Origin of the sequence: Pyxidicoccus caerfyrddinensis (assembly GCF_010894405.1) — a bacterium.
Classification (GTDB): Bacteria; Myxococcota; Myxococcia; order Myxococcales; family Myxococcaceae; genus Myxococcus; species Myxococcus caerfyrddinensis.
The window spans coordinates 3,296-27,329 of record NZ_JAAIYA010000029.1; the positions used below are offsets into that span (position 1 = coordinate 3,296).

Here is a 24,034-nt window from a genome sequence, read left to right on the forward strand (position 1 = left end):
GTGAATCGGTTCGTTACGAACGGTGGGCGCGCCGTGCTGGCGATTCTCTGCCTGGGTCTTGCCCTGTCCGCGAGCGCGCAGCAGCCGCCTCCGGAGCCTGTCGTCACCGCCGCCTACCCGCTGGCCCCGCTGCGCCCGGGCGCGACGAGCGCGGAGATTGGCTTCGACATCGCGGAGCAGCCGTCGCGGCTGCGGGTGTCCGTGACGAGCGACTCCGCGACGAAGGGCAGCTTCGTCACCCTGAACGACCTGCTCGTGGAGCGTGACTTCGCGGGCGCGGTGCCCTTCCACCTGCTCATCCCCCTGAAGGCCCCCTTCCCGGATGACGGTGTGCTCACCGTCATCGCCACGCCGCTGGCCGCCGATGGCACCTCGGGCGACCCGCTCCCCGTGACGTTCAGCGCGAAGTCGAGCCCCCCGGCTTTCGGGGCCACGCCCATCGCCGTGCGCGCGAACGAGGCCCGGAGCCACATCACCCTGGAGGTGAACTACACGGGAGACGTGTCCTCCGCGGAGGTGTCCGTCCTGGGCGCCTCGGCGATCGCGCTGAACCTGGTGCACGGTGACCTGGGTGAGGTGGAGCCACGGGCCTTCATGGTGGCCCGCGGGCTGGTAGGCCGTCCCCGTGCCAGCGCCCCCGGCCGCATCAGCTTCACCATTCCCACCCTGGAGGGGATTTCCATTCCTCCGGATGGCGTGGTCATCGCGGACGTCGCGCTGCGCGATGCGTTCGGCCGCACGGTGCACACCTCGGCCGTCGAGTTCGCCAGCTCCACCACCTTTGATCCGCTGGTGGACCTGGTGGTGTCTCCCTCGTCCCTGCTGTTGGAGCAGATTGGCCAGGCAGTGCGGCTGCAGGTCACCGGCCGCTTCGCGGTGGCGGGGGACGTGGACCTGTCGGGCGCACGGCACGGGGTGACCTATGCGTCCGGGAACCCCGACGTCGTCTCCGTCGCGCAGGACGGCATGGCCGTGGCGCTGCTCCCGGGCGAGACGACGCTCCAGGTGACGTATGCGAACCGGACGGTGGATGTGCCCGTCCTCGTCACCCAGCAGGCGCAGTTCGAGCGGGTGGAGATCCACCGGGACCTGGACCCCCGGACGCTGATCGAACCGCTGGAGTTCGTCATCGACCGCGTGGGGGGCACCCTGCCTCTCAAGCTCGTGGGCGTCCTGAGGGTGGATGGGGCCGAGCGGTACGTGGACCTCACCTCCTTCACGTCGAAGGTCCAGTGGACCTCCTCCGACACCAGCGTGGAGGTGTCGGCCCAGGGCCGGCTGACCGCGAAGCGTCCGGGCTTCGCCTCCATCCAGGCCACCTACCGGGTGAACGACAGCACCACGCTCACCGCCTCCGCGCGCCAGGTGGAGGCGAAGAACGCCGCGCCGGAGATCCGCCTGGCCTCGCCCACCACCGTGACGGCCGGCACCTCCTTCGAGGTGAAGGCGCTCGCCACGGACGACATGGGCATCAAGGAGGTCCGGTTCTTCCTGGGCAAGGCCCGGGTCCCCGTGGCCGTGGACACCCAGGCGCCCTACGTGCTCCAGGTGCAGGCCCCGACGCAGTCGGGGGCGACGCTGGAGGTGGCCGCGGAGGTCGAGGATATCGGCGGGGCCATGACTCCCGCCGCGGCGGTGAAGGTGAAGGTCACCCCCGTTCCCGGTCCGAGCGCGAAGCAGATCGTCTACGAGGTGCCCTCGCCGGGCGCCCACCTCATCGAGGGGCTGCCGCAGGTCATCCGGGTGACGAGCGGCAACTGGATGTCGGGCAACCTGTCCCCCTCGGACTTCCAGACGGTGCGGTTCACCGTGGATGGGGCTCCGCTGGGCGCCTCGCAGACGCCACGCATGGAGATCCGCGCGCTCCCGAACACGGACCCGGAAGAGCTCGTGGCCGTGCCCCTGTGGGAGATCACCTACGTTCCCCCGCCGGGCAGCGCGGGCACCACCGCGATGGTGCGGGCGGTGGGCGTGGACCGGGGAGGCGCCAGCGCCGAGGGCGCGGCGATGCTCGTGCGCATCGTGCGGAACGAGCCGCCGCTGGTCTCCATCCGCCAGCCGATGGGCTCGTCGGTGGAGGCCCGGGCCGGGCTGCCGCTCACCGTCAGCGGAACCATCGGTGACGACGCGCTGTCCTTCGGCGTGCGGGTGGCGCTGCTGGTGGACGGCAACGCCGTGGCCACCCAGCAGCTCTCCGCCGAGGGACTGGCGGGCACGTCCACCGCTTCCAAGGACTTCTCCTTCACCTGGACGCCCCCGTCCGGGAGCGTGGGCCGGCGGCACCAGGTGGAGGTGCAGGCCATCGACAACGCCGGGCAGGAGCGGCGGGCGCGCTTCGAACTGGTCGTCCAGGCGGACGCGGCGCCCACCATCGCCATCTCCACCCCCACGGACGGGGCCAACGTGGTGGCCGGCACCACGCTGCGCCTCACGGCGAACGTCGTGGACGACAAGGCCGACACCGTCAACGTCGCCTGGTACGTCAACGACGCGGGCGTGGGCCAGTCCAGCGCGCCGCCGTACCTGGTGCGCTTCGCGACGCCCGGCCAGGCCGGGGACCTGTCGGTGACGGCCGTGGCCCGGGATGCCCGTGGCCAGACGGGCACGCCCCTGCACGGGGTGACGGTGCACGTGGAGCCGGATACGACCGCCCCCACCGTTGCCTTCCAGGCGCCGAGACCCGGCATCAAGGTTCCCGTGTCCCAGCCCCTGCTCGTCACCGTGACGGGCGGCGACAACGTGGACACCGTCAAGGTGCGCCTCTTCACCCAGCGCCCGGGCGGCGAGCGCGTGCTGCTCGTCCAGGACGCCTCTCCGCTGGAGGACGAGGGACGCCTGGGCTCCTTCATCACCCATGCCGTCGTGCCGAAGGCGCAGCTCGTCGAGGGGCTGAAGCTCATCGCCGAGGCCGAGGATGCGGCGGGCAGGGTGGGCGTCCAGGAGCGCGTGCTCGCTCTGAACACGCAGGATGCGCTTCCCACCGTGGCGTTCGTCACCCCGTCCGCGGAGGACACCGTCCCCGTGGGGACGGTGCTGACGGTGCTGTTGAGCGCGGAGGACGACGTCGCCATCGCGAGCGTGGAGCTGTACCAGGGCGCGACGCGCGTCGGCGACCCGCTGGCCGCTCCTCCGTACCGGTTCCTCGTGAGCCTGCCCGACTCGCCCCAGGCCGTGCAGCTCCGGGCTCGCGCGACGGACTCCGCCGGGCAGCAGTCCGGCGACACGCTCCTCACCATCCATGTCGTCCCGGACGACGAGAAGCCGATGGTGGCCTTCCGCACGCCCGTCGAGGGTGGCCGGCTCTTCACCGGTGATTCCGTCCCCATCGAGGTGGTGTCGGCGGACAACGTGGGCGTCACGAAGGCCACCCTCTTCGTGAACGACGTGGAGGCCGGCACGTCGACCAGCGGCACTCAGGAGAACCTGTACCAGGTCTTCCGGTTCAACGGCGTTAGGGCCACCCCGGCGGCGCCGGACAAGCCCATGTCGCTGCTGGCCCGGGTGGAGGACGCCGCGGGCAACAAGGCCGAGCGGCGCATCGAGCTGCAGGTGGGAGCGAACACCCGTCCCGAGGTGACGCTCTACACGCCCGCGCCGCGCACCCCGGTGAAGGAGGGCGAGGACGTCGACATCACCTTCACCGTGGCCAATGACGACGGCAACGTGACCTGGGCGGGCCGCTCCGGCGGCGTGCTGCAGGACGGTGGCTTCCCGCCCATTCCCACGAACGGAAAGCAGGACCTGTCCAAGCTCCAGCGCCTCGTGGTCCGCGCGCCCCTGGTCCAGGACGGCGGCCCTCCGCCCACCGTGGGCGTGGCGGCCGTCGACCTGCACGATGCGGGGACCTACACCGACGTGGTGCTGGACGTGGCGGAGGACACGGAGAGCCCCACGGTGGTGCTGGTCTCGCCGCAGCCCGCCCGCGAGGGCGTGCTGGAGGTGCCCCAGAACGGCAGCCTGAGCATGCGCGTGGACGTCTCCGACGACGTGCGCGTCACCCGCGTGGGCGTGGTCGTGGACGCCGACTACGAGCTGGCCGAGAGCTCCTCGGGGGCTCGCATCCGCGAGGCGGAGTGGAGGTTCGAGGAGGAGCGCACGCCCAACCCGCTCGGGCCGGGGGACATCCTCCTCAGCCGGCGCTATGCGGGCTCGTGGGCTGGCGCGGTCGGCTTCCCCGCCAGTGACATGAGCCTGGCGCCCGGCCTCCACACGCTCCGGGCGAAGGTGTACGACGCCGCGGGCAACTTCGAGCTGAGCTCGTCCGTCCAGTTCCGCATCGTCGCGCGCGAGGACAAGCTGCCTCCCGTGGTGCGCATCTCCCTGGACGGCACGCCCGATGCGCGCACGTGCGTGGCGGGCTCGACGCCCGTCCTGCGCGTCCACGCGACGGACGATGGCGAGCTGTCGTCGCTGTCCGTGCTGTTCGATGGGGACCCCGTGGAGCCGGGGGGCGGGCTCGAGCTCACGAGCAGCCCCAGCAACATCACACTGTCCGGTCCCTTCCCGCTGCTCCCGCTGGATGCGGATGGCCCCCGCACGGTGGTCTTCGAGGCGCGGGCCGTCGACGCGGCCAACCGGGCCACCGTCACCAGCTTCTCCTGCCAGCTCGTGGCGGACACCGCGCCGGTCGTGGTCTGGACCATGCCGGACCCCGGGAGCCGGCTCACCGAGGAGCAGCTCACGCCCGCGACGCTGGAGCTCCAGGACGACGTGAAGCTGCGCTCGGCGTGGCTCGTCGCGCCCTCCGTGAGCCTGTCCGCCGTGGGAGAGAGCTCCTTCCAGCTCAGCTTCCCCTCCGAAATCTCCCCGGGTGATCGCCCCGTCTCCAGCGCGACGCTCTCCTTCGGCCGGGAGAGGACCACGGCCCTGCCAGCGCGCTTCACCGCCACCGTGGGGAGCAAGGGCGTCACCGTGTCGCCCCAGGCGCTCCTTGCCGATGACAATGCCCCCGGCGCGCTGGTGCTGGAGCTTCCCCGCTGGGAGTCCACGAATGCCGCCGTGGCGAACGTCACCTACGTCTACCGCCCGCATGCGAACGCCACGAGCCCCTTCTTCGCGGCGCACCCGCCCTCGCAGGCGCGCGCCCTCACGCTGACTCCGGACGGCACCGGCACGCTCCTCACCGCCGATCTCGGCTTCCCGGCGAGCCTCGTGGACATGGAGGAGGTCGTCGTCACCTTCTCCGCCGGCGCCAGCAACGAGGCGCCGCTCGTCTCCCGCCTGTCCATCCGCTACCTCGGCCACACGGCACCCCAGGTGCGCGTGGTCGCGGAGGGGATGAAGGCGGCGGTGGAGGCCATCAACCCGGCGCTCGCGGGCGCCGGCCGGCCCACCGCGCGTCCGGTGTCGCTGCGCATCCCCGAAGCGTGGGGCGCGGCCCAGGTGCTGTACACCGCCCTCGTCGTGGACTCGCGTGGCGCGACTGCGCGCGCGGAGCGGACCTTCTCCGTCCAGGCGGACGGGCAGCCTCCGGCCGTCTCGGTGACGAGCGCCGGCAACCAGGGCGTGGTGGTGGAGGGGCGGGACTTCAAGGCGACGGTGCGCGTCACCGACAACGCGAGCACCGCGAGGGTGCGGCTCTACGCGCGGGGCACGCAGGTGGGCGAGGAGCTCCTGGTGGGCCCTCGCCAGGACGTGGAGTTCACCATCCCGGGCGCCCTGGCCACCGCCGGCACCCTGGAGCTGTCCGCCACGGCGTGGGACCGCGCGGGCAACACCGCGACGTCGAGCCCGCTCTTCGCGCAGGTCCGCGCGGACACGGCCCCCGTCGTGGAGTGGGTGAGCTTGACGTCGGCGGGAGAGCAGGTCACCCAGCGGGAGCTGCAGAGTGGCTTCGTCCGCCTCATCCAGAACACGAACGCGGAGCTGCGCTTCCGCGTCCGCGATGACGTGGTCGTCACGGACTTCCAGGTGGACTACGACGGCGAGGACCCGTCGGGAGGGCCGCTGTCCTGGGTCGCGGTCAACGCGGCGAGCCGGGAGCAGACGCTCTCCTTCAAACCGCCCGTCGGGCTGAACGGCGCGCCCTCGGTGCTCACCATCACCGCGCGCGACGACCAGGGCCACGAGGGCAGGACGCGGCTCATCATCGAGTCGCGGCAGCCCCGCGCGCCGGACCTGGCCATCCTGGAGCCCGCGGTGGACGGGTACCTGGTGGAGGGCAGCATCCAGCTCCAGCTGCGCGCGCTCTCCGGGGACGACCTCGGAGTCAAGCGGGTGGAGCTCTACGTCAACGGCGGCACCACGCCCGCCGTGACGCTGGGGGAGATGGACGGCCGTGCAGTCGAGACGTTCCGCGACGGCGACGGCATCCCCACGCCCTCGGATCCGCTCGTCCGCATGGCCCTGGCCGCGATGCGCGTGCCCACCGAGGAGATGGGCCGGTTCAAGACGTACCGCACCACGCTGAGCCTGCCGCCGGGCTTCGTGAAGCTGGACCCGAGCCGCACCGAGGCCTTCATCCGCCTGCGCGTGGATGCCGTGGACCGCGAGGACCACCGGGCCTCGTTGGAGCGGCGCGTGCGCATCGTCCAGGACACGAGCCTGCCGGTGGCCAGCATCCTGCGCCCCACGCTCGGCAGCGACATCGTCGAGGGTACGCCGGTGCTCATCCAGGTCCAGGCGCGCGACAACGCGTTCGTGGACCGGATTGAAATCTACGCCGGGCCGAGCGCCGAGGAGATGAAGCCGGTCTACACGGCCGGGGACTTCCCGCCGGTGAACGCGCTGCCCGGCTCCGCCTTCGACGTCTACACGCCCTTCGTCACGTACCAGCACATCGTCCCGAAGCTGGAGTCGCGGGCCGCCCTGGACGTGGTGCCGTACTTCGTGGCCACGCGCGCGCGGGACGTGTCCGGCCAGTGGAGCGAGCTGGAGTACCAGCAGATCGACGTGGTGCGGGACCGGGAGCCGGCGCTGGCCATCGTGTCCCCGGCGGACGGCACCCAGGTGGTCCGTGGCAACCCGGTGACGGTGGTGCTCGCGGCCGAGGACGACGTCGCCGTCACCAGCGTGCAGCTCTTCCGCGTCATGCAGGTCGACGGCGTGATGACGAAGGTGCCGTACGGGCTCGCGCTCGAGCGGCCTCCCTTCACGTTCGCCTACGTGCCTCCGGCGGACCTGCCGAAGGGGACGACCGTCATCCTCGAGGGCAAGGCGGTGGACAGCTTCGGCCACTTCGTCTTCTCGCAGGCGGTGACGCTGATTGCCGAGGAGGACCAGCCGCCCACGGTCGCCATTGCCCAGCCGGGCGACAACGCGACGGTGGTGGAGGGCCGTGACTTCTCCGTGCTGGTGGCCGCCCAGGACGACGTCCGCGTGGAGGCGGTGGAGGTCACGGTGGAGGGCGGTGTGGATGGGCCGCTGCACTTCGTGGGCACGTCGCGCCCGTATACCTTCCGGGTGCCGCTGCCGTATGGCTCCGACGGTCGGACGCTGACGGTGCGCGCGAAGGCGCGTGACTCGGCGGGGAAGACGGTGACGGCGCCGGAGCGGCGCGTGCGCGCCATCCGCGACACCCAGAAGCCCACCGTGGCCTTCGCCTCGCCCGCCCACAACTCCCGCATGGTGGAGGGGCTGCGCCTGGACGTGGAGGCACGCGCCGAGGACAACGTCGGCGTGGCCGCCGTCACCGTGCACGTGAAGGTGGGGAGTGCCGCGCCGAAGGAGGTGGCCCGCTTCGCCGCGCCGCCGTTCCGCTTCTCGTACCCCATCGCCAAGGACCTGGTGGCCGAGAACGGGACGCCGGTGCCCCTGGAGTTCACCGCGGAGGCGCTCGACACGAGCGGCAACTCCGCCACGACCCTGGTGCGCGTGGAGGCCATTGGCGACGCGAAGCCGACCGTCACGGTGAGCACGGCCTCGCAAGCGGTGGCCGGACGGCCCACCACGTTCTTCGCCAACGCCAGTGACGACGTGTCGGTCGCCCATGTCACCTTCCTGGTGGGACCGAGCGAGGACTTGGTCTCCGAGGTGGGCCGGCACTTCCTGCTGCCCTTCGAGCACCGCTACGTGGCGGACCCCGCCCAGGTGGGACAGACGCTGTGGCTGCGGGCCCGGGTGGTGGACTCGGCGGGCCAGGAGAGCCTGTCGCGGGCGGTGTCCTTCAAGGTGGTGGAGGACCGTCCGCCGCGCGTGGTGCTGGTGCGGCCCTCGGACGGGGCCACCCTCCTGGAGGGCGGCCGCGTACGCATGGAGGCCGAGGTGGAGGATGCTGAGGGCGCGGTGTCCTCGGTGACGTTCTTCGTGGACGGGCGCAAGGTGGCCACCGCCACCGCTCCAGCGGGAATTCCCGGCCGGCCCACGGCCTACGTGGCCAGCTACGTGGTGCCCGTCAACAACCCCCGGGCCTACCTGGACTTCCAGGCCGTGGCCGTCGACTCCGCGGGCCACGAGGTGGCGTCGCAGACGCAGAGCGTCCTCATCATTCGCGACGAGGTCCCCCCGAACGTGGAGCTGGTGGACCCGCCGGACCTGGACGTCGTCACCGAGGCGGAGCCGCTCGTGCTGGCGGCCGCCGCCGAGGACAACGGCATCGTGGACGCCGTCTCGTTCTACGTGGATGGCACCCGGGTGGGCACGTCCATGGTGCCCGTGCTGGGGTCCGCGGGCCGTCCGCTGTACCCCTTCACCTGGCTGGTGCCCAACTCCGCGGCCAGCGCGGAGGAGCTGCTCGTCATCAAGGCGGACGCGAAGGACCTGTCCGGCAAGGTGGGCCAGTCCGCGAACGTCAGCGTGGAGGTCGGCATGCGGCCGGCCCGGACGCCCGCGTACTTCTTCGGCATGAGCGGCCCGGGTGACTACCGGCTGGGCGCGCTCGCGCTGGACGCGAAGACCCGCAAGGGCATCGTAGGCGGCTGGGACCTGCCCGAGGGCGTGCCCGTGCGGCCCCAGGGTGCCCACGTCTTCACCCTCACGGCGGAAGGGGTGCAGCCGGGCGGCACCGTGAAGCTGCCGGGCATTCCGGTGGCGGCCACCTTCCACGGCAACCTGGCGCTGGTGGCGGTGCAGGGGCTGAACGAAGAGCCGAGCGAGCTGGTGGTCATCGACACCACCACCTTGTCGATGCCGGTGCTGCGGGGCTCCATCGACCTGCCCGGCCCGGAGGTGTACGCGGTCAAGGCCGAGGGGAACCTGGCCTTCGTGGCCAATGGCGAGGCCGGCGTGGTGGTGGTGGACCTGAAGCCGGTGGGCCTGGAGGTGCCGGGGCTGCCGCAGCGGCTGAACGTCGTCCCCGTGGTGGGGGATGCGCGGGACGTGGCCGTGGTGGGCAACGACCTGCTGGTGGCCGCGGGCTCGGCTGGCCTGCGCGTGCATGACCTGTTGGACCCGGAGATGGGAGAGCGCGGCTTCACGCCGGTGCCGGGCGGGGCGGAAGAGGTGGAGGTGTCGGGGACCCGCGCGCTCGTGGGCTGCCAGGGTGCCTCGTCGGCGCTCGCGGTGGTGGACCTGGGCTCCAGCCCGCCGCTGGTGGAGGCGCTGCTGTCGCACTCGCCCCGCCGCCGCGACCTGGTGGCCACCGGCCAGCGCTCGTTGGCCATGTCGGGCGGCCTCGCCGTGTCCACCGTGCAGCTGGTGGACCAGGAGTCCCGGCCGGTGAAGGGCCTGCTGTCCGCCTCCGTCGTCCCGCCGGAGGGCTTCCCGAAGACGTTCGTGCGCGCCAACGTCCCGCAGGCGCAGGACGTGAGCATCTTCGAGGGCCAGCCCTTCACCCTGTTCGGCCACCAGGGCCTGGTGGACTTCAACCTGCCTCAGTTCCTGGTGACGGACGTGGTGCCGGCGAACGGCGCGGACCAGGTGGCGCTGTCGGGAACGGCCCCGTCGGTGACGGTGACATTCTCACAGCCCATCGACGCGGCGTTCCTCTCCGCCCATCCCACCCTCGCCGTGCTGCGCGTGGGCACGCCCTTCTCCTCGACGGTGGTGCCCGCGACGGCCTCCGTGGGCGAGAGCCCGCGCCAGCTCGTCTTCACGCTGACGGGCACCGAGCCGAAGCTGCCGCGAAACGCGGACATCTACGTCGTCATCACGGGAGGCGAGAGCGGGCTGAGGAGCGAGGCCGGGACGCTGCAGGCCACCTTCACGTCACGCTTCCGCACCCGCGCGGCCGAGGGTGAGCCTCCGACCGTCGTCCGGGTGGAGCCGCCGGCGGGCCCCGAGGATGGTGGCACGCGCGTGAAGATTCACGGCGTGGGGCTGGTGTCGGGCGCCCGCGTGTTCTTCTCGACCGAGGAGGCCACCGAGGTGGGGCTCGACCCGTCGGGCGCGTTCCTCACGGCCGTGACGCCGCCCCAGGTGAAGGGGCCGGTGCGCGTCACCGTCATCAACCCGGACGGGCTGCAGGGCAGCCTGCTGGGTGGCTTCGTCTACCTGCCCATGCTGGAGGTGAACTTCGCGTCACCGGCCGCGGGCCGCACGCAGGGCGATGACTTGGTAGAGCTGTCCGGCGCGGGCTTCCAGGTGGGCGCGACAGTGACGTTCCGCGGCGTCTCGCGGAGCCGCCCGGCGACGCGCGTCGAGGTGTTGTCGCCCGGACGCGTCCGCCTGAGGACGCCGGAGGGTGACTTCGGCCCGGCGGACATCATCGTGGAGAACCCGGACGGCCAGCGCGTGGAGGCGCTCGGGGCCTTCCTCTATTCGAACCTGCGCACGGCGGACATCGTCAGCCGCTACGACCCGCAGAAGGACGGCTCCGACGGCCGTCCCCAGGAGCGGCTCCCGCAGGGCATGCCCGGACAGCTGGTCCTCTCCGGCAAGCGCGCGTGGGTGCTGTCGGACGGCGCCGTCAGTCAGGGGGCGACGGTGGTGGAGGTGTTGAAGAAGAGCCTCCAGGGCGCGCTGTCGCTGGTGGACGTGAGCGACCCGAAGGACGCCAAGATGATGGGCGGCGTCTCCTTCCCGCCGCCGTACCTGCCGCGCGCCCTGGCGGTGCGTGGCACCACGGCCTACGTCGTCGCGGACGCGCCGGAGCTGCAGGGCGTGGAGCTGGTGGGCGAGGGCGGCCCGTCGCTGCTGGTGGTGGACGCCACCAACCCCACGGCGCCGAAGTTCGCGTACGCGATGCCCTTCGAGGGCAAGGCGCATGGCGTGGACGTGGTGGATGACCTGGCGCTGGTGGCCGCCGGCGAGGGGGGCCTCGCCATCTTCTCGCTGAGGGATCCGCTCAAGCCGATGCTGGTGGGCTCCGTCCGCTCCTTCCTGCAGGGGGGCGCGCTGGGGACTCCGTCCATCACCCGCGTGAAGGCGATGGGGCGCTACGCCGCCGTCACCGCGATGCGCAGCAGCTTCTCCGGCTCCACGCTCGTGGTGGACCTGGCGCGGCCCGGCTTCCCCGTGGTGGGCGAGGTGGCCCCCTCGCTCGGTGACCTGGCGGTGTCCGGCACCCTGGGGCTCGCGGCATCCTCGGATGCGCGGACCGTGTCGCTGGCGCAGCCCACGAAGCCGCGCGTCGTGTCCGCGGTGAAGTCGCTGGTGCCCGTTCAGTTCTTCTCCGCCGACCTCGGTCCCCACCTGGGCGCCACTGCGGGCTCCTCGCTGGTCCAGCTCAACCTCGTGTCGGACCTGGCCGCGCCGCTCTCCGTGGACGCGGTGGACCTGTACCCGGCCACTTCCCTCGCGGACGTGGCCGTCGAGGGCAACCTCGTCGCGGCCACCATCAACGGGGTGGTGCCGCGCTCGGGGGCGACGGACGCGCTGGCGCTCGTCGAGGTGCCGTTCCCCATCGTGGTGGGCAGCACGCCTCGAGCGGGTGCGACGGGCGTACGCGTCTCCGAGCCCATCACGCTGATGCTGAGCGTGCCGCTGCACCACGACAGCAGGGTGCGGGAGCGTTTCTCCGTGCGGCTGCTCAAGCTCAACGGCTCCGCCGACGGCGCGCTCGTGGACGCGACCTGGAGCCTGAACGAGGCCCGCACCGCCATCATCCTCGACCCATCGCAGGACCTGGACGAGCGGACCGCCTACCGCGTCGTGGCCCAGGGCCTCGTCTCGGATGGCGACGCGGTGATGCCCGGCCGCTTCGTGGCCGAGTTCGAGACGTCCACCTCGGCCGATCGCGTCCCCGTGACGCTCATCTGCCCGGCGTCGACCCCGGACGGACTCCGGGACTGTGTCGAGCCCCGCCAGGGGCCCGTGGAGGGTGACACCCTCGTCACGCTGCGCGGCGCGGGCTTCGAGCCCGGCCTGGAGGTCCGCTTCGGAGGAACGGCCGCGAAGGTCGTGGAGGTCGCCTCCGACAGGACGTGGGTCCGGGTGAGGACGCCGGCGGGCGCCGCGGGCGCCGCGAGCCTCGAGGTGCGCAACCCCTCGGGCGGCTCGCTCATGCGCCTGGGCGCGTACCTCTACACGGAGGCGCTGTCGCTGGCCTCCATCACCCCCGACAGGGGCCCGACCTCGGGTGGCACGCGGGTGGTGCTGGAGGGCACCGGCTTCGCCACCGACCGGCCCATGGACGTCTTTTTCGGCACCCAGCGCGCGCTGCGCGTGCGCACGCTCGGCATGGGCCGCCTCGAGGCCTATACGCCCAACGGGCTGAGGGGCCCGGTGGCCGTGACGGTGGTGCGCCCGGCGCCGGACGGGGACACCGTCACGCGCGAGGGCTTCTACACCTTCGACCAGCCCACGGACTCCGCGCTGGCCTTCTCGGGAGAGATCCGCGACGTGCTGGTGATTGGCGACGCCATCTACACCGTGGGCGCGCAGGGCCTGCGGGTGGTGGACCTGTCCAACCTCTACACGCGGGGCCCACTGGCGGGCATTCCCATTCCTCCCGAGCGGCGGACCGAGCTCATCGACGAGGACCGCGACCGCGTCGACGACCGCATCATCGGCCAGTGGGACTCCCAGGGTGGGGAGCTGCTGTCCCTGGCGTATCCCGTCGAGGGCGGAGACCGGCTCTTCGTGGGCGCGGGGCGGCGCAACGCGGCGGGGGAGTACGCCGTGGCGACCGTCATGGAGCTGGACATCTCCAACCCGGCCCAGCCCCGGCTGGTGTCCTCGACGCCGGCTGGCGCGGGTGCCGTGTTCGGGCTCGACGCGCGGGGAGACCGCCTGCTCGCCGCGGCGGGGGCGGGGGGACTGCGGGGCTATGACATCTCCCACGCGCCGTTCCTGCTGAACACGCGCGGGACGCCCATTGCCCCGGACACCCGGTCGACGCAGGCCACCGCGCTGGCGGTGGAGGGCGGCCGCGCGGTGCTCGGCACGGGCGTGTGGACGCAGGGGCATCGCTTCACCCAGGGGCGGCTGCACCTGCTGAACGTGGAGCGCCTCACGGAGGACGCCGAGTCGGCTCCGCTGGTGCTCGGCTCCGTCGAGCTCGACGTGCAGCGCGTGCGCATGCACCGGGGCTGGGCGGTGGTGGCCGCCGGTGACGCCGGGCTCGTCCTGGTACGGCTGACGGGCGAGGGCGCTCCGGCCATCTCCGAGCACAAGGTCGGCAAGGCGGTGCTCGGAGGCTTCGCGTCCGACGTGCGGCTGGTGGGCAGCCTCGCGTACGTGGCCGTGGGCGAGGCGGGCGTCGCGGTGGTGGACCTGAGCAACCTGGAGGCGCCGAAGCTGCTGTACCACGTGACGGGCGCCAGGGGCGGCGCGGCGCGCACGGTGGCGGTGGCGGGGGGCCGCGTCATCAGCGTGCGGCAGCGGTCGTCCACCAGCTGGTCGCTGGAGTTCGGCCCGGCGGCCGAGCTGGTGCTGGTATCTTCCAGCGTGGGCCGTGGTGACCGGGTGCCGCGCGAGCTGCCGTCGCTGCTGCTCACCTTCTCCACCACCATCACCCCGGAGAGCGCGCGTCAGGCGGTGTCCTTCCTGGTGAATGGGGAGGAGTGGCTGAAGACGGCGGAGCCCCAGGTGGACCTGGAGGCTGGGAGCGCGGAGCTGCCGGTGAGCACGGTGGTGCTCCGGTTCCGGCCGCAGACGCCGCTGCCCGCGGTCGCGGGGCAGTGCTTCTCGGGGCTGCGCCTCTCGGTGTCCACCGAGCTGGCCACGCCGGATGGCAAGCGCCTGATGGCGCCCTTCGCGGCGGACTTCGAGTCGGCCGGCGGGCTCTTCCCGCGCCCGCGCATCGCCCAGGTGGTGCCGCGCGTGGGGCCCGTGAGCGGCGGCTCCATCCTCCAGATTCTCGGCGAGGGCTTCACGCAGGATGTGAAGGTGCGCATTGGCGGCGCCGACGCCGTCGTCCTGCCCTCGGCCATCCATGACTCCACGCGGCTGACGGTGAAGACGCCCGAGGGCGTCCCCGGGCTGGCGGACGTGGAGGTCATCAACTACGAGCCGGGTTGCCTGTCGGGCCTGTCCGACCGGCGGCCGGGCGGCTTCCTCTACAAGTCGCCCCTCTGGCTCAGCAGCGCCACCCCGCGCTTCCTCAATGCGCGCGGCGGCAGCCGGATGGAAATCACCGGCGACGGCTTCCTGCCCGCCTGGGCCTATGGCGCCATGGGGGCGCCGGTGGTGAAGGTCGGCGGTGTCGACGCCCTGGCGGTGTCGGTGGCGTCCACGGGCCTGCTGAACGTCGAGGCCCCGCCGGGCTCGTTCGGCGCCAACGGCTTCGCGGATGTCACCGTCAGCACCACGCTGCCGGACAACCGCGGCGGCAACACCGCGGACAGCCTGCCCGAGTCCGCCTCCCTGGTGGAAAAGGTGGGCTACGGCCTGGAGCGCAGCCTCCCCCTGGGCGTGAATCGTCCGGGCCCGGCGAATGCGGGCGAGGAGTACGCCGCGGGCATCTTCCCGAAGACGCTCTTCGTGAGCCCCGAGCACCCGAAGCGGATCTACGCGTCCGCGGGCGCGTCCGGGAACGGCAACCGCACGAGCCGTCCGTACACGGGCCCGCTGACGGGCGGTGGCGTGTTCTACGACTCCATGCGCCTGGCCCACTACGACATGAACAAGCCGGGTGAGCCGGAGGCGACCGACGGCACGGCCGCGGAGCCGGCTGACGCCCAGGTGGACCGGCTGTTCGCGGTGCTGAACCGCTACCTGCCAGCGGGCTCTCCGCTGCCGGACATCGCCCTCACGCCGGACTCGATGGACGTGGCGGCGCTTCCCGGACAGGTGCTCGTGGCCAACGGCGAGGCGGGCCTGGCGGTGCTGAACCCGAGCGACCTGAAGGAGCTGGGCGCCGCGAAGTTCGGCGTCTTCGGCGAAGCGGAGTACGCCACGCGGCTGCTGCCCACGCCGATTGGCAGCTGGGTGGCCTTCAACGGAATGGTGCCCAACCCGCCGCCGGGCGATTCGATGTGCAGGGGGACGCAGCCCGCGGCGGGCGCCGGCGGCAAGGTGCGCCTGCTCGACACGCGCTTCCCGGCGGACCCGTTGCTGGTGCGGACGGTGGACGTGGGGGCGGAGCCCTATGGCATGACCGTTCACGGGGGCCTGCTCTTCGTGGCCGCGGGTCAGCACGAGGGCGTCTACTACTGCTCTTCGAACCCGACCGCGCCGCCTCCGCCCGAGTTCTCGGTGAGCGGCGGTGCGCGCGGTGGGCAGCGCACGACGTACCACGCGCGCGAAGGCGTGGTGGAGAAGCCCGAGGGGCTCTTCTCCATCCATGACCCGTCCAGCCGCGAGAAGCCGAACCGCGGAAGCCTGTCCTACGACGTCAACCTCACGGACGTGGTGGTGGTGCGCGACGTGGCCATCGTCGCGGCGGCCGAGCTGGGGCTGCTCTTCATCGACGTCTCCAACCTCGACAAGCCCGTGGAGCTCGTGGGCAAGCGCATCCTCTTCAGCGAGGCGCTGTCCAACGTGCCGGGCCAGCCGCAGCGGCTCCGGCTGGTGGGCGACATGCTCTTCGTCTCCGCCAACGAGGGCGGCGTGGTGCTGGTGGACGTGGCGGATCCGCGAAACCCCCGCCTCGTGGCCGGCGGCAACACCGAGGCCGCCATGGACTCGGCGGCGGTGGGGGACCGGCTGCTGGTGGCGGGCAAGGACCGCGTCACCGAGCTGCTGGTGCCCTTCTCCTTCGTCACCGGCATGACGCCGGAGCGCGACTCCGTGGTGCCTCCGGAGGGCCCGTCCTTCACGGTGCTCTTCAGCCGACCCATCAACCCGGGCAGCGTCCGGACCTCCGTGGGCGCCTTGGGTGAGCCGATCACCCTGGAGCTGCTCGACGAGAACGACCAGCCCGTCATGCAGGGCCCGGCGCGGATGCCGCTGACGTGGACGTCGCTCACGAACCACGAGCTGCTGCGGTACGGCCTGAGCGTGACGGTGGGCGGGACGCTGGCGGCGAACAAGCCCTACACGCTGCGGATCGCCGGCGTCACCGACGACCGGGGGGGCCGCCTGCTCATCCCGTTCAAGGGTCGGTTCCGCACGGGCGGGGCTTCCAGCAAGCTCCCGGTGGTGGCGTCGGTGACGCCGCGGCTCGTGTCGCTCCAGGGCGGGCACATCACCCTGGTGGGCAGCGGCTTCGGCACCAACGCGCTCGTGCGCATTGGCGGCACCGAGGTGGACTGCGTCATCCCCGCCTCCGAATGCTCCGTGACGGACGGGGACACGCGGCTGACGCTGAAGGCCCCGTCGTCGGACCAGCCGGGCCCGGCGGACGTGGTGGTGCGAGATCCAGGGGGCCCGCGCTCGGAGCTCCCCTCGGGCGTGTTCTACCTGGATGACCTGGTGGGCGCTCACGCGACGCTGTCTCCGGACCACGGGCCCGTGGGCGGCAACACGCGCGTGACGCTGACGCTGGACCGCGCTGCGATTGCCCCGGGCACGCGGGTGCGCGTGGGCACGCGGCTGGCGGGTGAGGTGGACGTCATCGACCTGCGCCAGGTGAAGTTCACCCTGCCCGAGGGCACGGCGGGCCTGGTCCCCGTGGCGCTGGAGCGCGACGCGGAGGACCCCGAGGACGAGCCGGAGTCCTTCGTCGTGGGCACCTTCTCGTATGACCTGCCGTTCGGGTCGCACCTGACGCTGCCGGGGTTCCCGCCGCTGGAGGCCTCGGAAATCAAGCTGGATGGCAGCACCCTGTACGTGGGCGTGTCGGCGAACGCCCCCGGGCTGCAGATCTTCGACGTGCTGCTGGAGGAGCGTCCCATCCGCAAGGGCAGCCTGCGGACGACGGCCCCGGTGCTCGGCCTGGACGTGAGCCATCCGCTGGCGCTGCTGGCGGAGGGGCCGGGCATCACCGCGGTGGACGTCTCCGACCCGGCGCGTCCCTTCACGGTGGGCCGGGTGGCCACCTCTGGCACGGCCACGGGCGTGCGCATCGAGGGAACGCGCGCCTACGTCAGCGTCACCGAGCCGAGCTCCGGCAGCGGGCAGATCCAGGTGCTGGACCTGACGAAGCCGACGCTCGATGTCGTGACGAGCGAGGCGCGCCTGCTCTACCCCGAGGACGGCCTGGCGCTGGACCTGGGGCCGGACCGCTTCTACGTGCTGACGTCGAAGGTCAACGGCGAGTCCGGAGACGGACTGCGGCTGAGCATCTACGACCGCGCCGGCGCGAAGAAGGGCTGGGTGACGGTGGATGCGAGCCTCACCTCGACGTCGGTGCTCCTGCGCAGCCGCGTGGCGGTGCGCGCGGGCCGCGCCTACGTCACGGTGGGGCAGCGGGTGTATGTGTTCGACGTGAGCCCCGAGCGCGAGGCGGCGCCCGTGGCGCTCCAGTCCGCGCAGCTCGCCGCCGAGGGCCGGGGCCTCACCTGGGCGGGTGGCAGCCTCTGGGTGGCCACGCGCGATGCCACGCAGTCCGTCGTGGAGGTGCCTCCCGCGGAGCTACTGGCCGTGGGCTCCTCGCCTGTGAATGACGCCCTCGCGCCCGTGGCTGCGCAGGTGAGCGTGGACTTCAACCTCGCCGTCGCGCCGGCCACCGTGGTGGGGGCCGTGCAGGTCAAGGCGACGGGGGCGGACAACGTCGAGCGCACCGTGGCGGGCACCTGGAAGGTCATCCCGCGGGTGCGCGGGTCGTCGCTCCTCTTCGAGCCGGCCTCGATGACGCAGGAGCCGCCCGTGCCGCCGTTCAACGGTGGCGAGAGGGTGCGCGTCACCATTCCGAAGGGCAGCCTGCGGACCGTGGGGGCCAGCCCCATCGCCCTGGCCACGGCGGTGGACCTGCGCTTCACCGTCGCGGAAGAGGGGGCCCTGCAGCCCACCCTCGCGAGCGTCACGCCGTCCAACGGCCTGCGGACCCAGACGACTGCCGTGGTCATCGAGGGCGCCCACTTCCGTCCGCTGACGGACGGGACGGGGACGAAGGTCCTCGTGGGCGGCCAGGTGCTGCTCCCCAAGACGGGCAGCGACAACTCGAAGCTCCTCGTCGACGTGCCCCCCTCGGCGGCGGCCGGTCCGGTGTCCGTGCAGGTGGTGGACCCGAGCGGGCTGTCGGCGCTGCGGCTGGGCGGCTTCGTCTACCGCGATCCGTTGCTCGTCGAGACGCTCACGCCGGACCGCGCGGATCAGCGCGGCGGGACGGACGTGCTGCTGTCGGGCACGGGCTTCCGGCCCGGCCTGCGGGTGATGTTCGGCGGGACGGAGTCCGCGGACGTGCGGGTGCTGTCGTCCCGGACCGCCCTGGCGAACGCGCCGCCGCATGAGGCCGGCCTGGTGGACGTAGAGGCGCGGGTGGCGGACGACGTGCCGTACACGAAGGCCCGGTCCTTCCTCTACGGGACGGGCGCGGTGTCCCGGCTGGGGACGCCTCCGCTGCGGCACCTGCTGCTGGACCGCGGAGTGGTGTTCGCGGCCATCGGTGGCGAGGTGGAGGTCACCGGCCCGGGCGGCGACCCCGTGTCGGGAGGCGGCCTGCGCGTCTGGTCACCCGGTGGGCTGCTGGTGGCGGACCCCGCCGAGCCCACCGCCATCCGCGAAATCACCCGGCTGACGTTCTCGGACAGCACGCAGGGCGGCGCCTGGCGCCTGGCGCGGCTGGGAGACCGGCTCTACGTGGCGGCGGGCACGGGTGGCCTGAAGGTCGTCGACATCACCCGTCCCGCCGCGCCCTCGCTGGAGTTCTCGCTGGCGGGCCAGGGTCCGACGGTGGACGTCGCCGCGGGCGGCGAGATGGTCTTCACCGCCGACAGCAGCGGTGTGCGGGCGTGGCGGACCACCGAGGACGCGCGGCCGCGGTTGACGGGCCAGCGCGCCATCGAAGGCGGTGTCTCGGCGCTCGCGCTCCATGGCGGGTACCTCCTCGCGGCGGGCGGGAGCGCGGGCAACGCCGTGCTGTACGTGCTGGATGCGCGCCGCGGTGACCTGGCGGTGGTGGGACAGCGGCCGCTCGCCGGCCGTGCGCGCCACATCACCACCGAGGGGCACCGCGCATTCGTCTCGCTTGGCAAGCGCAAGGAAGTGGCCCTCATCGACCTGCGCTACCCGGAGAGCCCCCAGCTGGACGTCGTGCTGCCGTTGCAGGACCCGCTCGGGAGCGGGCATGTCTCCGCGGAGCAGACGCACGTGGCCGCGGGCATCGCCTGGGTCGCGGCGGGCGGCGGCAAGGTGCAGCGCTTCCGGGTGCCGGCGGCGGGCAGCCCCGCGTGGCTGGAGCGGGTGAGCGTCACGGGTGACGCGAACACCCTGGCGTTCCGTGGCAGCCACCTGCTGGTGGGCACGCTGGTGCTCGACGTGGGCGGGCGGGCCGTGGAGCTGCCGGTGCAGCACGCGGAAGAGGCGGCCTCGCCACTGGCGGGGATGATTGCCACCGCGCCGCTGTCGCACCTCGAGGTGCTGGGGACGCGGCCGGGCGAGGGGGAGCGGGTGTCCATCCACACCGCGCCGGAGGTGCTCCTCAGCGAGCTGCCGCGCTCGACGACGCTGCACGAGGTGCGGCTGGAGGTCGCGGACGGTGGCACCACCGTGCCGGTGGAGTGGCTGGCCACCAGTGTCGACGGGGGACCGCGCATCGTGGCGGTGGACCCGGAGCTGAGCGTGTCCACGGACTACGTCCTGCGGATTGGCGCGGGCCTGACGGACCTGCGGGACGGCGGCCTGGGGACGGACACGGAGGTCCGGTTCCAGACGGCCTCGCTGGACACGCCGGCGGCCCCGGTGCTGGGCGAGGTGCTGCCCGCCTACGGCCTGCCGGACGGTGGCGAGATGGTGGCGCTTCGCGGCGAGGGCTTCATGAGCGGCTGCGCGGTGTCCATCGGCGGAGCGCCGGCCCTGGGCTGCCGCCTGGAGAACGATGCCGGCACGCTGGTGACGACGCAGGCGCCCCGCGGTGTTCCGGGCGCGGCCGCGGTGCAGCTCACCAACCCGGACGGCCTGTCCGCCATGCGGCTGGGCGCGTACCGGTACCTGTTGCCGCCGCGCATCACGAAGGTGGAGCCGGCATCCGCTCCGGTCAACAGCCGGGCGGTCATCACCCTCTCCGGCGAAGGCCTCTTCGGGGGCTCCCGCGTCCTCTTCACGCCGGAAGGCGCGCCCCAGCGCGTGCCGGCGCGTGGCGTCGTTGTGGACTCCACCGGCGCGCTCAAGGTGACGGTGCCGGATGGCATCGTCGGACCGGTGGCCCTCACCCTGGAGACGCCGGGGGCGGTGACGCCCGTCTCGCACACGCTGCCCCGGGCCTTCACCTTCACCCTGCCGTCGCGTGACGAGCTCGCCGCCGACGGCCATGTGTCGGCCACGGTGGGGTATGCGCTGCTCGCGGCGAAGGGCGACAAGCTGCTGGCGCTGGACGTGTCCATGCCGGGCAGCACGTCGACGTCGGCGCAGGTGGCCGGCGTGGTGGAGCCGAGCGCCCTCACCGTGGCGGGCGGCCGCGCGGTGCTCGTGGGCACCCACGCGGTGGCTCGCTATGACCTGGGAACCTGTGGCAGCGGTCCGGGCGCCCCATGCTTCCCGCAGGAGCGGGACCGCGTGCTGCTGGCGCCGGGAACGCTGATGACGGCGGCCGCCGCGAACGCGGATGCCACCACCGTCGCGCTGGGCGGCGGCGGTGACCTGGTGCTGTTGAGTGAGCTGCGCGGGGACGGCGGCACGGCCGGGGCGCTGGAGGTCGTGGCGCAGCTCTCCGTGGCGCCGGGCACCATCCGCGGGCTGGGCATGGTGGAGGGCGGCGCGCTCGCCGTGTTGATCGAGGAGGGTGGGGCGTCGCGGCTGGAGCTGCGTGGCACCGAGGACGGTGAGCTCCGCACGCTCAGCGTCATCAACGGACTGCCGGCCGGGGCCCGCGCCCTGGCGGTGGACGGGAGCCGGGTGGCCGTGGCCGTCGGCACGTCCGTCCACGTCTACGAGGCCTTCCATCCAGACGCCCCGCAGCTGCTGGGCTCGTGGACGCCGGCCAATGCCGCGCACGCGCCGCGGTCGGTGGCCCTCTCCGGGCCCTGGGTGCTGGCCGCCGGCCTGAATCGCGCCGCGTGGGTGGACCTCACGGGCGGCTCGGGACCCGTGGAGCGCACCTTCGTCACCTACCCGGACCTCGCGGCCCCCAAGGCGCTGCTGGGCAACGGGATGGCGCTGATTGGTGACGCGTCGAGGACGTACCTCTTCGACACGCTGGCCTATCCGACGGTGGCCCGCGGCACGCCGCCGCCGGGGGGCTCGCTCGCGCCAGGGGAGACGGTATTCCTCTCGCTCGCCAGCGAGCTGCCGCTGTCCGTGGCGGCGCAGAGCGCGTTCACGATGGTGGACGAGCAGGGCGTGGTCGTTCCGCCGGCCACGGCGTCGCCCGTTGCTGGCACCGTCCAGTTCACGCCGGCCTCGCCGCTTACCGTGGGCCATCCGTACACGGCCCGGGTGACGTTCGCTCCCACCGGGGTGCTCGGCGGAACCGTACTCCAGCCGTGGTGGTTCTCCCTGAAGGCCGGCGCCGGGGCTCCGGCCTTCAGTGTCAGCGCCATCGTTCCGGCGTTCGGCTCGATGGAAGGGGGCTACCCCGTGGCCATCCTCGGCACCGGTCTGCCGGCGGGCGCGAAGGTGCTCTTCGGCGGCCTGCTCGCGAGCGATGACCCGGACCACACCGCCACGTCCACGGCGCTCCAGGTGCTGGCGCCGAGGACGACCTCCGCGGGCCCGGTCCGCGTCCGCATCCAGCCCGAGGTCGGCACGCCATTCGACGTGCCGGGTGGGTTCGTCTACCTGTCGAAGCTCCGGTACACGGAGGTCTCGCCCGACCGCGCGGACGTGGGCGGCGAGAAGGTGACCGTCATCGGCGGCGGCTTCACGCGCGGCCTCCAGGTCCTCCTCGACGGGGTGCTGGCCCAGACCTCGAACCTGACGCCGACGAGCGTGGACGTGTTCGTCCCCGCGGGCCCGGCCGGGCCCGTGGCGCTGCGCCTCAAGCAGCAGGGCGAGGAGATTTCCGTCCCCGGGGCCGTGACGCGGGGAGACCGGCGCGCGCCGAAGCTGCTCCGCTGGAACGTGAGCAGCAAGGTCCAGGTGGACCGCCTGCAGAAGGTCTTCACCGCCACGTTCGACGAGCCCCTGGCCGCCGACGGCGGGCCCCGCAGGAGCATCGGCCTGTATGACGCCAATGGGGCGCCGGTGCTTGGAGGCTCCGTGGTGGTGGACCTCGCCGCGAGGACGGTGTCGTACGTGCTGCCGGAGAGCGCGGCGCCGCTGACGGGCATGGCCCGGTACACGGTCCGCGTGGACAAGGTCGCGGACGTGGAGGGGAACGAGTCCGCCCCGGTCGCGGAGCCCTTCGTGGTGAAGGATGACGTTCCGCCGGAGGTGGTCATCACGCTGGTGGGCAGCTCCCAGCCGCTCGGCACCCTGCCGCTGCCGGTGAATGTGGAGCACGCCTTCTCCGTGACGGGCACCGACAACAGCGGCGTGCAGCCGAAGAACCCGCGCCTCACCATCGGGGGCCAGGCCCTCTCGCTGAGCGGAGGCGTCTTCCGCTACCGCTGGCCGTTGGAGGCGGCGCACACGCAGCCCCAGCTCGTCGCCACCATGGAGGACGCGGTGGGCAACGTGGGCACGAAGCCGGTGACCCTCACGCTGACGGATGACCCGCCGCCGACGCTCGTCTTCAAGACGCCCGTGGAGCGGGTGCTCACGAAGGAAGAGGGCGAGTCCATCACCCTGTCGGCGGAAGCCCGGGACAACAGCTGGGTGAGCGCCATCGAGCTGAGCCTGAACGGCTCGCTCTTCAAGCGTGACACCTATACGTCGTCGCAGACGCAGCCCGTGGTCTCGGGGGCGATGCTCCGCATGGAGCCGGTGGCCAGCGGGCCGGAGGTGCGCGACATCGTCGGGCGCTCGGTGGATTCCAATGGCCGCTACTCCGAGCCCCAGGTCATCCAGGTGACGGTGAAGCCGGACGTCACGCCGCCCACCCTGGCGTGGGTGGCGCCGGCCGACGGCAGCGAGGTGGCTTCCGGGACGGCGCTGGAGCTGCGGCTGACCGTCACGGACAACAACCCCGTCACCTCCGTCTCCATCACCCAGGCGATTGGCGCCGAGAGCGCCGTGCCGCTGGCGTCCTTCCAGCGTCCCCCGGCGGGGATTCGCTGGGTGGCGCCGGCCGTGACGGCGCGGACGCCGGTGCGGCTGCGCGTGACGGCGAAGGATGTCCGTGGCAACGAGGCCTGGAAGGACACCGTGGTCACCGTGATGCCGCCGCTCGCGTCCGGGCGTCCCGTCGTGGCCTTCCGTTCGCCCGCTCCCGGGACCTCGATTCCGGAGAGCTTCATGGTGAACGCGCAGGTGGACGCGACCGCGCCCGCGGGTATCGCCTCCGTGCGCCTGTCGTTCGACGGCCAGGAGGTGACCCTCACGCGTCCGCCCTGGACGTACCTGTTCCCAGTGCCGATGACCAACGGGGTTGCGCGCCGCGCCGTGATGCGCGCGGTGGCGGTCGACGTCAACGGCCAGGAGAGCGAGCCCGCGCTCCAGGAAGTCAACATCCTGGAGTACACCAGCTCGACGCCGTCCTTCTCCGTGGCCACGCGCCCGGCGGGGCCGGTGTGGCTCGGTGGCTCCACGCTGCACGTCAATGGCGCGGGGACCGACGGAGGCGTGGCGCTGTCGGCCTCCGTCCGGGCGGCTGACGCCTCCGTGCCCTCCGTGGGTGGGGATGCCTTCGAGCTGCCGCTGTCCCGCGAGCAGGATGCCGTCGTCGCCTCGGTGCAGGCGGATGCGTTCGGCACGGGCA

1 protein-coding gene (only partly in view) is annotated in these 24,034 nt (G+C 72.7%); it reads left to right on the top strand.

Annotated elements, in window-relative coordinates; genetic code table 11:
- A protein-coding gene (locus G4D86_RS43520) for an Ig-like domain-containing protein (protein WP_164000763.1) crosses the window boundary here: on the top strand, window positions 1-24,034 show its 5' portion. Its footprint extends 8,069 nt past the window's final position; 24,034 of the gene's 32,103 nt are visible here — the first part of the coding sequence; it begins with the start codon at window positions 1-3; its stop codon lies beyond the right edge, outside the window.